The sequence below is a fragment of the Pseudomonas sp. 8BK genome (assembly GCF_902506475.1).
Lineage (GTDB): Bacteria > Pseudomonadota > Gammaproteobacteria > Pseudomonadales > Pseudomonadaceae > Aquipseudomonas > Aquipseudomonas anguilliseptica.
The window spans coordinates 983437-997630 of record NZ_LR733252.1; the positions used below are offsets into that span (position 1 = coordinate 983437).

The window sequence follows — 14194 nt, forward strand, 5'->3', positions numbered from 1 at the left end:
GCTGTTTTTGCCTTGTCTCGCTCTAGCTCGCGAGATCGTGAGCAGGCTCTCACCCCTGACGCTTATAACCATCACCCACTCCCTTAACCGGGAGTGGGCGACCTCTTACAACAAAAAAATGAGGCACCTATGTCCGTGTTTTCCCATATCGATTTCGACCACCACGAGCAGGTGGTCTACGGCCACGACAAGGCCAGCGGCCTGAAGGCGATAATCGCCATTCACAACAGCAACCTTGGCCCAGCTCTTGGCGGTTGCCGCATGTGGCCCTACGCCAATGACGATGAAGCGCTACGCGATGTGCTGCGCCTGTCGCGCGGTATGACCTATAAATCGGCCCTGGCCAACTTGCCGCTGGGCGGCGGCAAAGCGGTGATCATCGGTGAGCCGCATACCGGCAAGAGCACGGCGCTGTTCCAGGCTATGGGTGATTTTGTCGACAGCCTCGGCGGCCGTTATATCACCGCCGCCGACTCCGGCACTGGCGTGGCGGAAATGCAGATCATGGCCGAACGCACCCGCCACGTATCCGGCGCCGAGCTGCGCGAAGCCTTCGCTGGCGGCACGCGCAATGGCGATCCGTCACCGTCTACCGCTTACGGGGTGTTTATCGGCATTCAGACTGCGGTCAAACACCGCCTGGGCCGTGATGACTTGCACGGTCTGAAAGTCGCGATCCAGGGGGTAGGGCAAGTAGGCTTCGACCTGGCGCGTCAGCTGAAAGCTGCCGGGGCCGAGCTGTGGGTCACCGACATCGTCGAAGCCAATGTGCGTCGCGCGGTCGAGCAACTGGGCGCAACAGCCGTCAGTCAGCAGGCAATTTTCGGCCTGGATGTGGATGTATTCGCGCCGTGCGCCATGGGCGGCATTATCAACCAGCAAACCCTGGAAGCCCTGCGTGCGCCGATTATCGCCGGGGCCGCCAACAACCAGCTGGCCGATGCCAGCCTGGCGGAAACCCTGCGTCGTAACGAGTGCCTGTACGCGCCCGATTACGCGATCAATGCCGGCGGCATTATCGATGTCTGCTACGAACGCACCGGCGGCAGCGCCGCGCAGCTCAAAGCGCATATCGAAGGCATCGGCGAGACTCTGGAACAGATCTTCCAACGCGCCGATGCAGCGAGCAAAACCACCGTAGAAATCGCTGATCAATTAGCTGAAGAGCGGTTTGGACGTTAAAAACAGCTAAACGTAGCCCGCACTACTGGCACGTTTTACACAATGTGTAGGAGCGGGCCATGCCCGCGATGCTTTCAGGTCAACGGCGATTCGCCAGCATGGACTAGGAGTCGCCGCCGCTACAAAGGCCTTTGACAGCTGCTTAGTCCAGTATCAGCGCCAAACTAATCCCATGCGGCTTAAACCCCAGGTTGGCATAAAAAGCATGGGCGGCCTCACGGCTCTGGCTGCTGGACAGCGCCACCTTGTAACAACCCCAGGCGCGGGCGCGTTCGATGGCTTTGGCCATCAGCGCCTGGCCAATCCCCAGGCCGCGCGCCTCAGTATCCACCACCACATCTTCCAGAATCGCCGAGCGGGCAAAATTGTGCGCCAGGTGCTCAATCAAATTGATCGTGCAGGTGCCGAGCAACTTGCCGTCACGTTCGGCCACCAGTACCACACGGCTCACCGGCAGCTCGTTCAGAAGCAAAGCCAGCAGCTTGGCATCGGCACGCGGCTCATCAGGCGCGAGCTGCTGCAGTAAGGCCGCCAGGGCAGCAGCATCGTTAACGCTGACCGCACGCAGGTGAAAATCGGCAAACGGCGAATCCGGCAGATGATGCGAAGCAGCGGGGCGCATGGCGATCTCCTCTCCTTATGACAGCCGGTTGGCAGTCAGTTGGCAGTATGGCGCCGAGATGATGGCAGCGGCATGACAAAACCGCTCAGCCTCGCTAAGATGCCGCCCGCTGGTGGCCCGTCTATCCAGCCTCGGTTCCCATAGTTCAATGGATAGAATAAGCCCCTCCTAAGGGCTAGATACTGGTTCGAATCCAGTTGGGAACGCCATCTACTGCAGCACGTCAGGGTTGTTAACAAATGCCTGATGGTGTGTTTGTGCTATTAAGCGCTTACTTCGTTTTTCAATGGGTTATCTCGTTCAGCCAAGTGCTGCTTTCGCTTTGGCCTACGTGCGTCCCTTTGACCCTGAAAGCAAAAAGCCCCGAAATCTTGTTAGAAATCAGGGCTTTAAAAATTGCGATTTGGAGCGGGCGATGGGAATCGAACCCACAGCTCTAGCTTGGGAAGCTAGGGTATTACCACTATACGACGCCCGCAGCGGGTGCCTTTATACCGGAAGTCTTGGCTGAAATGAAGCCTGCAGCGCGGCTATCTGTACTGACGCGCTGCAGGCTTGGGGCGTGACGGTGCGTCATACGGCTATCGCGTGGTGCTGGTCGTGCTGTGGGCGGTAGCTGGAGCTGTTGCGTGCCGGGGCCTGCAGGAAGCCCAGCATCACGGCCTGACTCTGCAGCCAGGCCTTCTTGTGCTCCATATCGAGAAAGTGCCCGGCGTTGTTGATGATGGCGAACTGGCAGTCGCTCAGGTGCTCCGCAAACAGGCGCACGTCATCCGGCGAGGTGTATTCGTCGTGCTCGCCGTTGATAAACAGCAGCGGGATGTCGATGCCCGCCAGACAGTCCATCTGACAGTGGTTGTCCATGTGCACCACCTGGTTGATGTGCGCGTGCATCTGCAGGTACTCGTGGCTGTCGAGGCTGCTGATATGACGATGGTTGTAGCGCTTGAACAGCGAGGGCAGGTATTTGCCGATGGTGCTGTTGACCAGATGACCGACCTTTTCGCCGTCTATGGCATGCAGGTAGGTCATGCCTTTTTCCAGATAGTCGAGCATCGGCGCGTTGAGCAGCGGCGAGAAGGAGGTGATCACCGCCTTTTCTATACGCGCCGGGCGTTGCGCCAGGGCCAGCATGGCGGCGACGCCGCCCCAGGAGAACGACAGCAGATAGTCGACCTGAAACTGTTCGATCAGCTCGAGCAGGATGGCGGCTTCATCTTCCTTGCTGATGGGCCGGCTATGGCTGTTGTGCGGTTTGGACTGGCCAGCGTAGGGCTGATCGTAAAGCACCACATTGAACTGCGGCTGCAGGTACTTGATGGTTTGCGCAAAGGCGGCGGTGGTGGCCAGCGAACCGTTGATCAGGATGATGGTCTTGCGTGCGCTGGGGTTGGCGTAAAACTCCGTGTGTACCTTGAACGTCCTGTGAATATCGACGACAGCGATGGCTGGCTTCATGTCGTTTCCTCCTGGCGCAAAAATGGGCATGGCAAAACGGCTGGGCCGTTGAACCGGGCTAAGTAGGACAGTCAGGAAAGCGCCTGGACGTGACAACAAGATGTCAGGCTGGAGGATTTTATAAGTTATTTATTTTCAATCAGTTAGGGCTGAAATAGAGCATCCGTCCACGACCTTTTAGCAGGTGTGGAGTGGCGTCTTTGACCAGGCAGGAACCCATTTCGCGCAACGCGCAAGTAACCGATGGAACGCTTAGACGGCTTTCGTGACTGTTAAGTCACGATAAGACCTTGTGGTTCGATTTAAACAGCCGTGTTCCTGCTGGCGCAAGTGAATATTGGGATATCGAACAACCGTTTGTCGGTTAGCTAGCTAAGCATGTGACTTGAGCACGGGCTGTCTTAGAAACAGGCGATTTCCGCTGTCGTCAGGGTGCGGTACTGGCCGGGTGCCAGCTGCGGGTCGAGTTGGATGGCGCCCATGCTTAGGCGATGCAGGCCGATGACCTTGTTTTGGAAGTGGCCAAACATGCGCTTGACCTGATGATAACGGCCTTCGTGCAGAGTCAGCAGGGCGCTGTGGCTATCGAGAATGACCAGCTCGGCGGGCAGGGTGGTGAGGTCTTCATAGGCGAAGTACAGGCCACGGGCGAACACCTCAATGTATTCAGAGCTGATCGGCTGTTCGGTCTCGACGCGGTAGACCTTGCCCAGACGGCTGCGCGGCTCGGTGAGGCGGCGTGACCATTGGCCGTCGTTAGTGATCAGCAGCAGGCCGCTGGTGTTCAGGTCCAGACGGCCTGCCAGGTGCAGATCGGCTTTGTCCGGCTCCTCAAGCAAATCCAGCACGGTGCGGTGTTGCTCATGTTCGGTGGCGCTGACCACGCCGATGGGTTTGTGCAGCATAAAGTAGCGTGCGGCTTTGCCGGCTTGCAGCAGCTCGCTATCGACCTCGATGCGGCTGAACTGGCTGACTTCGCACAGGCCATCGCAAACCACCGCGCCGTCCACTCGTACGCGGCCGCTGGCCAGCAGTTGGCGGGCGGCTTGGCGATTGAGCTGGGGCAGGTTGCTGAGAAAACGGTCGAGGCGCATGGCTAATCAGCTGCTGGCTGCGTCTCGGGCGGCAAGCCCTGGGCGCAGCGTGGACACAGGCAGCTGCGGTTGCGCTGTTCGGGCGGCAGTTTGGCCAGCTGATCGTCATCGATGGGTACGCTAAAACACCAGCACTCGCTCACTGGCGCGTCGGCGCCAGCTTGGGCGCACTGGTTAAGCTGCCCACAGCAGGGGCAGCGGCTGGTGTCAGCATTCATGCAATTTCTTCACACAGGCGGTTGCGGCCGCTCTGTTTGGCGCGGTACAGGGCGCGGTCGGCGCGGGTGATCAGCTGCTCCAGGGATTCATCGGCATGCAGTTGCGCCAGGCCGATGCTGGTGGTGATGCGCAGCTGCGCGCCGTTGAAGCTGATGCTGCTTTGCTCGGTTTGCTGGCGGATTTTCTCGCCCAGCTCGCGGGCTTGCTCGGGCGTGGTGTCCTTGAGCAGCAAAATAAATTCCTCGCCACCCCAGCGGCAGATGATGTCGGACTGGCGCACGGTGCTGCGCAGGTTGCTGGCAAAGCGGCGCAGCACTTCATCACCGGCCATATGGCCGTGGCTGTCGTTAAGTTGTTTGAAGTTGTCCAGGTCGAGCATCAGGGCGCATAGCGCGCTTGGGCTGCGCCGGGCTTCCTGCACGGCCTGGTTGGCCAGCAGGTCAAAGCCACGGCGGTTGGGCAGCTCAGTGAGCAGGTCGGTGGTGGCCAGGGCGCTGATGCGCCGTTGATAGCGGCGCAGCACCAGGCTCACCAGGCTGATGACAATAACGGTGACCACCAGGCAGATCAGCAGATTGAGGTACAGCGACTTGCGGATGCCGGCGACCGCTCCGTCCTCATGCTTGTCGACAAATAGGTACCAGTTCAGCTCGGGGATAAAGCGCACATTGAGGAAGTGGTCGCGGCCGTGTTCCTTGTACTCGAAGTCGCCACTTTGCGGATGCGGCAGCTTGGCCTGCAGCTCTTCCAGACCCGGGATTTCACTGAGCGACTGGCCAACCCGCGCGCCCATCGGCCCGCCGCTGGCGCCGGTGAGTACCAGCAGGCCATTGGTGTCGACGAAGAACACGCTGCGCTCATAGCGCTGCTGGTAGGTGTCGATCAGTTTGACCACGGCATCCACGGTCAGGCCGACGCCGGTGGCGCCGATAAAGCGCTGCTGGTAATCGAACACCTTGTAGTTGATAAACACGGTCATGCGGTCGTCGTTGGCCATGTCGACGTCGACATTGATCTCGTACGGGGTCTGCATGTCGCGCACGCGGAAATACCAGTTATCACGCGACTGGTCTTGCTTGACCTGCTTGAGCACGCCCTTGGCCTGGTAGTAGGTGTGGGTTTTCTCGGAGACGAAGAAGCTGGTGACCGTGGCGTAATGCTCCTGCACCTCGCGCAGATAGCGGGTGATCTGCTCGGGGTCCTTCTCGCCGCCCAGCACCCAGTCGCGCACGTAGGTGTCGCGGGACATCATCGAGGAAATCAGGATGGGCCGAACTAGGTCCTTCTGGATTTCCGAGTAGACGTTATCCGAGGTCAGCGGCAGTTCGGTGTTGATGATGCCGGCGCGGATCGAATCCAGAGCGGTGTAGTAACTGGCCAGGGAGGTGGCAAGGAAGCCACAGCCGAGCAGAACCAGCAGCAGCGCAATCAAGGACCATTGCCGGGCCAGGGGGGATTTGTGAGGCATGCAAGGCTCTGCTGGTTAAATAATCGCCGCATTGTAGCCTTCGGCAACGGCCGGCGCTGCTGAAACATGGAGCGCTGGCCGTATGGCCTCAGTCATGTGCAAGGGGCTTTAGCCGCGACTGACCGCTAACGTGTTGGCAGCGCATAGGGTGGATGACGCTTTTCTCATCCACCATCAGGCCGCAGTTGGTGGATGGGTGAAGCGTCATCCACCCTACCTCTACTGAGCCTCTTCCAGCACCACCACGCTCTGCCCGGCGCGTACCGGCGAGCCGGGTTGTACGCGCACCTCGCGTACCGTTCCGGCGACAGGGGCGAGCAGAGGGATTTCCATCTTCATCGACTCAAGAATCACCAGCACGTCGCCGGCTTTGACCGTACTGCCGGCTTCGACCTGCACCTGCCAGAGGTTGCCGGCGATATGGCTGTCGATCGAATGCTGGCCGGCGCCGAGCGGCGCGTCATCGCCCAGTTCGGGTGCCACTTCTTCACTGTCGTATTGCGCCCGGCCGGACTCGATCCAGCGCTGGCGCTCGGCGTCGAAGGCGGCGCGCTGCTGGGTGCGGAAGGCGTCGATGCCTTCGGCTTCCTTGGCGAGAAAGTCCTGATAGTCGGCCAGGGCCAGTTCGCTGTGCTCGATACGCAGATCAAAGCGGCCGAGCGGGAAGTCGCGGCGGATCTGCAGCAGCTCCTCGGCCGAGACCGGGTAAAAGCGGATCTGGTCGAAGAAGCGCAGTAGCCAGGGCTTGCCGTCGAAGGCCGCGACTTCACGGTAGCGGTTCCACATCTGCAGGGTACGGCCGACGAACTGGTAGCCGCCGGGGCCTTCCATGCCGTACACGCACATATAGGCGCCGCCGATGCCCACCGAGTTTTCCGCGGTCCAGGTGCGCGCCGGGTTGTACTTGGTGGTGACCAGTCGATGGCGCGGATCGAGCGGCGTGGCCACAGGCGCGCCGAGGTAGACGTCGCCCAGGCCCATCACCAGATAGCTGGCTTCAAAGACCGTTCTGTACACCTCATCGAGATTGGGCAGGTCGTTGATGCGGCGAATAAATTCCAGATTGCTCGGGCACCAGGGCGCGTCCTTGCGCACCGTGGTCATATATTTCTCGATCGCCAGCTGGCAGGCCGGGTCGTCCCAGGACAGCGGCAGATGAACGATGCGCGACGGCACGCGCAGGTCCTGTGCGGCGCACACCGCGTCCCATTCGCCAGCGACGATGCCGAGCAGATCGCTAAGGGCCAGGGTTTCCGGCTGGTAATGCACCTGCAGCGAGCGGATACCCGGAGTCAGGTCGATCACACCGTTAAGGTTCAATCCTTCCAGCGCCTGCATCAGCGCGTGGCCGCGGAAACGCAGCACCAGGTCCAGCTCCGGTTGGCCGATTTCCAGCAGCAGGTGGGTGTCGCCGGAGAGGCGGGCGACCAGGCGTTTGTCGGCTTCGCCAATGTCGAGGACGATGGGCGAGGTGTGGGAGGTCGTGGCTTTTGTGGGAGGGGCTTTAGCCGCGACATCAGTGCTGCTTGGGTCGCGGCTAAAGCCCCTCCCACAGAGATCGGCGCACTCGAGATTTTTCGTTTTGGCCAGTTGCCGTGCGACTTCGATGCTTACGGGCATGAAACGCAGCTTGTCACCAGCCTTGAGCTGGCCGAGCTGCCACAGGTCGGCCTCGATGATGGTCACCGGGCAGACGAAGCCGCCCAGGCTCGGGCCATCCGGGCCGAGGATCACCGGCATATCGCCGGTAAAGTCCACGGCTCCAATCGCGTACGGATTGTCGTGGATATTCGACGGGTGCAGGCCGGCTTCGCCGCCGCTGTCGCGCACCCACTCCGGTTTCGGGCCAATCAGGCGCACGCCGGTGCGGCTGGAGTTGAAGTGCACTTCCCAGTCGGTGGCGAGGAAGGTGTCGATATAGGCCGGGGTGAAGTATTCCGGCGCGCCGTGCGGGCCGTAGATCACGCGGATTTCGCGCACGGCGGGCAGGGCGGTGCACAGTGCGGCGGGCAGTTGCGCGCCGGACTCCAGATTTCTCAATTCTGGGATATGCAGCACATCGCCGGCACGCAGGGCGCGGCCGCCGTGGCCGCCGAACTGGCCGAGGGTGAAGGTGCTCTTGCTGCCCAGGTACTCGGGCACCTGCAGGCCGCCGCGCAGGGTGAGATAGGCGCGCGCGCCAGAACCGGCGATGGTGCCGAGGCTCAGGGTGCTGCCGGCCTTGATCAGCAGGGCGGTGTTCAGCGGCTGCGCAACACCATCGAGCGTGACGGGGATTTCCGCGCCGGTCACGGCTACCACTGCATCGGTGTTGAAGCGCAGCAGCGGGCCGCTCATGGTGATTTCCAGGCCGGCGGCGCCTTCGTCATTGCCCAGCAGGCGGTTGCCCAGGCGCAGGGCGCGGTCGTCCATCGGCCCCGATGGCGGCACGCCGACGGCCCAGTAACCGAGGCGGCCGGGGAAGTCCTGCACCGTGGTCTGGGTGCCGGCGGACAGCACTTCGACGGTGTGTGCCTGGTAGGTCAGGTTTTCCAGGCAGCGGGTCCAGGGCGAGCCGCTGGCGAAGGGCGCATCGACCAGGATTTGCCGCAGGTACTGGCTGTTGGTTTCCACGCCGTACAGCAGGGTGTCGGCCAGGGCCTGGTTCAGCGCGGCGCTGGCTTCTTCGCGGGTTGGCTTCCAGGTGATGACCTTGGCGATCATCGGGTCGAAGTAGGGCGGAATCTCGCAGCCGGCTTCGACCCAGGTGTCTATGCGCAGGCTCTTGCCATCGGCCTTGGGGAATTCGACGGCGGTGAGCAGGCCGGGGCTCGGCTGGAAGTCGCGGCCCGGGTCTTCGGCGTACAGGCGCGCCTGGATGGCATGGCCGCTGGGTTTCAGGCCCTTGGCCAGCTGGCTGAGCGGGGCCAGGTCGCCGGCCGCCAGTTCGATCATCCAGCGCACCAGGTCGGCGCCCCACACCTGTTCGGTGACCCCGTGCTCGACCTGCAGGCGGGTGTTCACTTCGAGGAAGTAGAAGCGCTCGGCCTCGCTGTCGTAGACGAACTCCACGGTGCCGGCGCTGCGGTAGCTGACCGCCTTGGCCAGCTTGATCGCCGCCGCGCACAGCTCGTCGGCCATGCCGGCCGGCAGGTTGGGCGCCGGGGTTTCTTCCAGCACCTTCTGGTTGCGTCGCTGTACCGAGCAGTCGCGCACGCCCAGGGCCAGCACTTCTCCGGCGCCGTCGCCAAATACCTGCACTTCAAGGTGGCGGGCGCGCTGGATGTACTTCTCGATAAATACGCCGCTGTCGCTGAAGTTGTTCTGCCCCAGGCGCTTGACCGCCTCGAAGGCGTCGGCGAGTTCGGCCGCGCTGTTGCACACGCGCATGCCGATGCCGCCACCACCGGCGGTGCTTTTCAGCATCACCGGGTAGCCGACCTCTTCGCCTGCGACCAGCGCGGCGTCGAGGTTTTCCAGCAGCTCGGTACCTTCCAGCATCGGCACGCCATGCTGTTTCGCGAGTGCCCTGGCGGTGTGCTTCAGGCCGAATACTCGCAGCTGCTCGGGCGTCGGGCCGACAAAGGCGATGCCGGCGGCTTCGCAGGCTTCGGCAAACGCCGCGTTTTCGGAGAGGAAGCCGTAGCCGGGGTGGATGGCTTTTGCACCGGTCTGCTTGGCGACGGCGAGGATCTTGTCGACCACCAGATAGGTGCCGGCGGCCGGACCCTCGCCGAGGCTGAAGGCCTCATCGGCCTGCTGGATATGCAGGCTGGCGGCGTCGGCTTCGGAGTACACGGCCACGCCCTTGACGTCGAGCTGACGCAGGGTGCGCAGGATGCGGCAGGCAATGGCGCCGCGGTTGGCGATCAGGAGTTTGTCGAACATCTGCTTGCCCTCGAAAGGGTTGGCGGGCCGTCCCGCTGCTATTCGGTCTGCACCACGGTCGTCCGGGGTGGATAAATCGGTAGGTTGCGCGTGGGAGCGGCTCTAGCCGCGAAGCAGGACCGCGCGAAAGCATCGCGGCTAAAGCCGCTCCCACGAGCTCAGTTCCAGATCAGCACCTCGGCAGGCGTCGGGTTCCAGCCATTGCAGGGGTTGTTCAGCTGCGGGCAGTTGGAGATCAGCACGATCACGTCCATATGCGCCGCCAACTCCACATATTTGCCCGGCGCCGAGATGCCGTCCTCGAAGGTCAAGCCGCCTTCGGGTGTCACCGGCACGTTCATGAAGAAGTTGATGTTGGCGCCGATGTCGCGCTTCTCCAGGCGGCCGTCGTGCAAGCTGGCGCGCAGGAAGTTGTCACGGCAGCTGTGCATGTAGCGTTTGTCGAGGGCGTATCTGACCGTGTTGCTCTCCTGGGCGCAGGCGCCGCCGAGGGTGTCGTGGCGGCCGCAGGTGTCGGCGCTGATGGTCAGCAACGGGTTGCCCAGGTTGGAGTAGAGGATGGTGCCGGTGGTCAGGTACACGCTGTTCTGCTTGCGCAGGGTGCGTTGCGGGTCGTAGCGCTCGCGCGGGTTGCGGGCCGAGAAGAACAGGGTGTCGACTGCCTGGTTGCCTTCCAGGTCGAGCAGGCGCACGGTCTGTCCGGCTTTGACTTCGCAGAGAAACGGCTCGCCGGCCGGGATTTCGTGGCGGTAGACGGCGGCTTCGGGGTGCTTGTCGCTATGGGTAAGAGTCATGCTGGCAGCCCTCAGATATAAAGCCGTTCGGTGTTGTGGAAGCCGCGACCGTTCTCCGGGCGCGAGGTGCGGCACAGCACGCTGATGCCGTCGCTCTCGACCTTGCTCCAGCTCAGTTGCACCGGCTTGGGCGCGTACTCGGGATTCGGATCCATGGGGTGTTGCAGGGCGGTGAGTACCACCAAGGTGTCCATCGGTGCGTACAGCTCGATGTAGTCGCCGGCCTTGGAGTTGCCCGGCTCGAAGTGGAAGCGGCCGTCGCCATCGACCGTCACCTTGCTGAACAGGTTGAGCGCCATCAGCAGGTCCTGCAGGTTGAGGTTCCACTTGCCCATTTCCACCAGCAGGTTGTCCACGCCGTTGCGGAAGAAACCGTTGCGCAGTTCCTGGTAGCGGCCGGCGCCGTACTTCTCGGCGACTTCCTGTGCGTTGAGCACGCCGCCGAAGCTGTCGTGCCAGCCGCAGGTGTCGGCGGTGATGGCGGCGAGTACGCGGCCCATATCCGAGTACAGGCAGTGGCCGGCGGTGAGCTTGGCGGTGTGCTGGCACTTGAGGGTGTCCGGCAGGTTCAGGCGTTCGCTTTTCTCGGCGGCGCTGAGCAGCAGCAGGCTGACATTGGCGTCGCCTTCGAGATCGGTGATGCGCAGCAGCTGGCCGCGCTTGAGGACGAACGAGGTATGGCCGCCGCCCGGTACGAGCTCTTCGTACAGGGTCGGGCGCAGGGCGAGAGAGGCCGTCATGCTCAGGCTCCTTGGGTGTCGGGTTGCAGGCGCTTGGCGAGTTGCGCCGGCAACTGGGCGCGGCGCTCGCTGTTGAGCGGAATGTCATAGGTGATGCGCGCGCCGAAGGCGTTCGGCGCATGCGGGTCGATGCGGGTCTTGTCGAACACCAGCAGGCGGGTGCCAAGGCTGAAGCCCTCGCTCAGATCATGAGTGACCATGAACACGGTCAGCTTGGTTTCGTTCCACAGCTCCAGCAGCAGGGCGTGCATGTCCTTGCGAATGCCCGGGTCGAGGGCGCCGAAGGGCTCGTCGAGCAGCAACACGCGGGGCTTCATGATCAGCGCCTGGGCGATGGCCAGGCGTTGCTGCATGCCACCGGACAGCTGGCTGGGGTATTTGTCCAGGGCATGGCCGAGGCCGACCTTGCGCAACATCACTTCGGCCTGGGCACGGGCCTCGCGCTTGGCGTTGCCGAACAGGCGGCCGAGCAGGGGCGAGCGCGGCAGCTCCAGACCGATGGCGACGTTGTCCAGAACCGACAGGTGGGGGAACACCGAGTAGCGCTGGAACACCACGCCGCGGCTGCTATCCGGCTCGCCAGCCAGTGGCTGGCCGCCAAGCAGAATCTCGCCACGGCTGGCGCGTTCCTGGCCCAGCAGCAGGCGCAGAAAGGTCGACTTTCCGCAGCCGGAGGCACCGACCAGGGTGCAGAACTCGCCCTCGTTGATGATCAGGTTCAAACGCTCGAGCACGACCTGATCGCCGTACTCCTGCCAGACATTTTTGACTTCGATGAAGGGCTTCATGCCTTGGCTCCTTCATACCAGGGAAAGAGCAGGCGAGTGGTCTGGCGCAGGCCCAGGTCCATCAGCCAGGCAAGCAGGGTGATCCACACCACGTAGGGCAGGATCACGTCCATCGCCATGTAGCGGCGCACGAGGAAGATGCGGTAGCCGAGGCCGTCGGTGGATGCGATGGCTTCGGCGGCAATGAGGAACAGCCAGGCCGAGCCGAGCACCAGGCGCAGGGCGATCAGCAGGCGCGGCAACAACTGCGGCAGCACCACACGCAGGATCAGGGTCCAGGTGCTGGCGCCGAGGGTCTGCGCCTTGATCAGGATTTCCTGCGGAATTTCGCGGGCGCGCTGTTCCAGGTCTCGGGCCAGCACAGGGGTGATGCCGATCACGATCAGCATCACCTTGGATAGTTCGCCGAGGCCGAAAACGATAAACAGAATCGGCAGAATCGCCAGCGGTGGCACCATCGACAGCACGGTGAGCAATGGCGACAGTGGCGCACGAAACAGCGGCAAAATGCCAGCTGCTATCCCCAGGCACAGGCCGACCAGGGCGGCGATGCCGATACCCATGCCGAGGCGAGCCAGGCTGGCGGCGCTGTCCTGCCAGAACAGGTACTCGCCGCTGCGCTTGTCCTCGGTGAAGGCCAGGCGCTCGACGGTACCGGCCATCTGGCTGGCGCTGGGCAGCAGCTTGTCGTTGGGGTTGTCCGCCAGACGTGCTGTCGAGCCAGTGAAGTAGGCGAACAGTAGCAGGGCGAAGGGCAACAGGATCAGCAGCAGGCGGCCGCCGCGATCCGGATGTCGGTTGATCAGACGCATAGGGAGTCTCTGCGTAGGGTGCGCCGGGCGCACCATCGGTACTCGTTGGAGTGGGTGCGCATGGCGCACCCTACGGGTCTCAGAGCGTGCCGTCCGCCGCCATCTGCATATAGCTCGGGTCGAAGCGCAGCTTGAGGTTGCCGGTGTCGCCGGTGACCACGCTGTTGGCGAAGCTCATGCCGATGGCATCGGCGCTTTGCGCCCCCTCGCCGAGCAAACCGTGGGCGAAGGAGAACTCGGCCACCTTGGTCATGGTCGCCGGCAGTTTCGGGCTGGTGGCGAAGGCCACGGCTTCCTTGGCGGTGTAGAACATCTTGGTCGCCGCCAGTTGCGCCTCGTAGCCGCTCAGGTCGGTGCCGGAGGCCTTGGCCATATGTTCGCGGGCGGCAATGCCGGCTGGCGTGTCGGCACTCATGGTGGCCATGATCTCGTACCAGGCGCCGGTCAGGGCTTTGCCGAAGGCCGGGTTGTCCTTGAGTGTGTCGCTGTTGACCACCATCAGGTCGATGATCTCCCCGGGAATCTGGCTGGAGTCGAACACCTTGGTTACGTTCGGTGTGGCTTCGATCTCGGCCAGCAGGGGGTTCCAGGTGGTCACCGCATTGACGTCGCTGGTGGCGAAAGCCGCGACCAGGTCGGCGTCGGAGGTATTCACCACTTTCAGGTCTTTCTCACTGAGGCCGGCTTTTTCCAGGCCGCGGGCCAGCAGGTAGTGGGAAACGGACAGCTCGACCAGGTTGACGTTCTGGCCCTTGAGGTCACCCAGGGTCTTCTTCTCGCCTTTAAGCACGACGCCGTCGTTGCCGTTGGAGAAGTCGCCGATGATCAGCGCGGTGCTGTCCACGCCGCCAGCGGCCGGAATGGTCAGGGCATCCATATTGGTCATGGTGCAGCCGTCGAACTGGCCTGCGCTGTACTGGTTGATCGACTCGACGTAATCGTTGATCTGCACCACATCGATGTTGATGTCGTACTTTTTCGCCCACTTGTCGACGATGCCGGAGGCCTCGCCGTATTCCCACGGCATCCAGCCGGCGTAGATGGTCCAGCAGACGCTGAAGTCGGTTTTCGGCGCGGCGTGGCTATTGAGGCTGATGGCGGCGGCCAGGCCGGCGGCGAGTACTGAACACAGACGGGTCTTACGCATGGT

General features: G+C 62.6%; 12 protein-coding genes and 2 tRNA genes. 2 read left to right on the forward strand and 12 right to left on the reverse strand.

The window, feature by feature from the left end:
* Positions 1 to 129 precede the first annotated feature (129 nt).
* Positions 130 to 1182 carry a Glu/Leu/Phe/Val dehydrogenase dimerization domain-containing protein gene (locus tag ACIN8IBEIGE_RS04460; protein ID WP_160013597.1) on the forward strand — a complete coding sequence of 351 codons (1053 nt, stop codon included), beginning with the start codon at positions 130 to 132 and terminating at the stop codon, positions 1180 to 1182.
* Positions 1183 to 1324: 142 nt separating this feature from the next.
* Here ACIN8IBEIGE_RS04460 and ACIN8IBEIGE_RS04465 read toward each other — a convergent pair whose 3' ends face one another.
* Complete coding sequence (locus ACIN8IBEIGE_RS04465; protein WP_160013598.1) at positions 1325 to 1804, reverse strand: GNAT family N-acetyltransferase; 480 nt, start codon at positions 1802 to 1804, stop codon at positions 1325 to 1327.
* Between the two features lie 134 nt (positions 1805 to 1938).
* On the opposite strand from ACIN8IBEIGE_RS04465, the gene ACIN8IBEIGE_RS04470 reads away from it, so the two are divergent.
* A tRNA-Arg gene (locus ACIN8IBEIGE_RS04470) sits at positions 1939 to 2013 on the forward strand.
* A gap of 195 nt (positions 2014 to 2208) precedes the next feature.
* On the opposite strand, the gene ACIN8IBEIGE_RS04475 is transcribed toward ACIN8IBEIGE_RS04470, so the two are convergent.
* From ACIN8IBEIGE_RS04475 to ACIN8IBEIGE_RS04525, 11 genes are all read right to left on the reverse strand, one after another.
* Positions 2209 to 2282, reverse strand: a tRNA-Gly gene (locus ACIN8IBEIGE_RS04475).
* A gap of 95 nt (positions 2283 to 2377) precedes the next feature.
* Positions 2378 to 3262, reverse strand: a complete 885-nt coding sequence (locus tag ACIN8IBEIGE_RS04480; protein WP_160013599.1) for an alpha/beta fold hydrolase — start codon at positions 3260 to 3262, stop codon at positions 2378 to 2380.
* A 401-nt stretch (positions 3263 to 3663) separates the two neighbouring features.
* Positions 3664 to 4356 carry a pseudouridine synthase gene (locus ACIN8IBEIGE_RS04485; RefSeq protein WP_160013600.1) on the reverse strand — a complete coding sequence of 231 codons (693 nt, stop codon included), beginning with the start codon at positions 4354 to 4356 and terminating at the stop codon, positions 3664 to 3666.
* A 2-nt stretch (positions 4357 to 4358) separates the two neighbouring features.
* Positions 4359 to 4574 (reverse strand): cysteine-rich CWC family protein, encoded by a 216-nt coding sequence (locus ACIN8IBEIGE_RS04490; protein ID WP_160013601.1) that lies wholly within the window; start codon positions 4572 to 4574, stop codon positions 4359 to 4361.
* Positions 4571 to 6043 (reverse strand): sensor domain-containing diguanylate cyclase, encoded by a 1473-nt coding sequence (locus ACIN8IBEIGE_RS04495; RefSeq protein WP_160013602.1) that lies wholly within the window; start codon positions 6041 to 6043, stop codon positions 4571 to 4573. The genes ACIN8IBEIGE_RS04490 and ACIN8IBEIGE_RS04495 overlap by 4 nt, the downstream gene beginning before the upstream one ends.
* A 219-nt stretch (positions 6044 to 6262) precedes the next feature.
* Positions 6263 to 9910, reverse strand: a complete 3648-nt coding sequence (gene uca / locus ACIN8IBEIGE_RS04500; RefSeq protein WP_160013603.1) for an urea carboxylase — start codon at positions 9908 to 9910, stop codon at positions 6263 to 6265.
* Positions 9911 to 10068: 158 nt separating this feature from the next.
* A complete protein-coding gene (locus ACIN8IBEIGE_RS04505; RefSeq protein ID WP_160013604.1) occupies positions 10069 to 10704 on the reverse strand; it encodes an urea amidolyase associated protein UAAP2 in 636 nt (211 codons plus the stop codon).
* Between the two features lie 11 nt (positions 10705 to 10715).
* Positions 10716 to 11444, reverse strand: coding sequence for an urea amidolyase associated protein UAAP1 (locus tag ACIN8IBEIGE_RS04510; protein WP_160013605.1), 729 nt, complete (start codon positions 11442 to 11444; stop codon positions 10716 to 10718).
* A 2-nt stretch (positions 11445 to 11446) separates the two neighbouring features.
* On the reverse strand, positions 11447 to 12232 hold the full coding sequence (locus ACIN8IBEIGE_RS04515; protein WP_160013606.1) for an ABC transporter ATP-binding protein: 786 nt from the start codon (positions 12230 to 12232) through the stop codon (positions 11447 to 11449).
* Positions 12229 to 13044 carry an ABC transporter permease gene (locus tag ACIN8IBEIGE_RS04520; RefSeq protein WP_160013607.1) on the reverse strand — a complete coding sequence of 272 codons (816 nt, stop codon included), beginning with the start codon at positions 13042 to 13044 and terminating at the stop codon, positions 12229 to 12231. Before ACIN8IBEIGE_RS04520 ends, ACIN8IBEIGE_RS04515 begins: the two co-directional genes overlap by 4 nt.
* Positions 13045 to 13123: 79 nt before the next feature.
* On the reverse strand, positions 13124 to 14191 hold the full coding sequence (locus tag ACIN8IBEIGE_RS04525) for a putative urea ABC transporter substrate-binding protein (protein ID WP_160013608.1): 1068 nt from the start codon (positions 14189 to 14191) through the stop codon (positions 13124 to 13126).
* Positions 14192 to 14194 lie beyond the last annotated feature (3 nt).

Coding starts and splice junctions, on each gene's coding strand:
- ACIN8IBEIGE_RS04460 (WP_160013597.1), top strand. CDS start 130: ATGTCCGTGTTTTCCCATATCGATTTCGACCACCACGAGCAGGTGGTC.
- ACIN8IBEIGE_RS04465 (WP_160013598.1), bottom strand. CDS start 1,804: ATGCGCCCCGCTGCTTCGCATCATCTGCCGGATTCGCCGTTTGCCGAT.
- ACIN8IBEIGE_RS04480 (WP_160013599.1), bottom strand. CDS start 3,262: ATGAAGCCAGCCATCGCTGTCGTCGATATTCACAGGACGTTCAAGGTA.
- ACIN8IBEIGE_RS04485 (WP_160013600.1), bottom strand. CDS start 4,356: ATGCGCCTCGACCGTTTTCTCAGCAACCTGCCCCAGCTCAATCGCCAA.
- ACIN8IBEIGE_RS04490 (WP_160013601.1), bottom strand. CDS start 4,574: ATGAATGCTGACACCAGCCGCTGCCCCTGCTGTGGGCAGCTTAACCAG.
- ACIN8IBEIGE_RS04495 (WP_160013602.1), bottom strand. CDS start 6,043: ATGCCTCACAAATCCCCCCTGGCCCGGCAATGGTCCTTGATTGCGCTG.
- uca (WP_160013603.1), bottom strand. CDS start 9,910: ATGTTCGACAAACTCCTGATCGCCAACCGCGGCGCCATTGCCTGCCGC.
- ACIN8IBEIGE_RS04505 (WP_160013604.1), bottom strand. CDS start 10,704: ATGACTCTTACCCATAGCGACAAGCACCCCGAAGCCGCCGTCTACCGC.
- ACIN8IBEIGE_RS04510 (WP_160013605.1), bottom strand. CDS start 11,444: ATGACGGCCTCTCTCGCCCTGCGCCCGACCCTGTACGAAGAGCTCGTA.
- ACIN8IBEIGE_RS04515 (WP_160013606.1), bottom strand. CDS start 12,232: ATGAAGCCCTTCATCGAAGTCAAAAATGTCTGGCAGGAGTACGGCGAT.
- ACIN8IBEIGE_RS04520 (WP_160013607.1), bottom strand. CDS start 13,044: ATGCGTCTGATCAACCGACATCCGGATCGCGGCGGCCGCCTGCTGCTG.
- ACIN8IBEIGE_RS04525 (WP_160013608.1), bottom strand. CDS start 14,191: ATGCGTAAGACCCGTCTGTGTTCAGTACTCGCCGCCGGCCTGGCCGCC.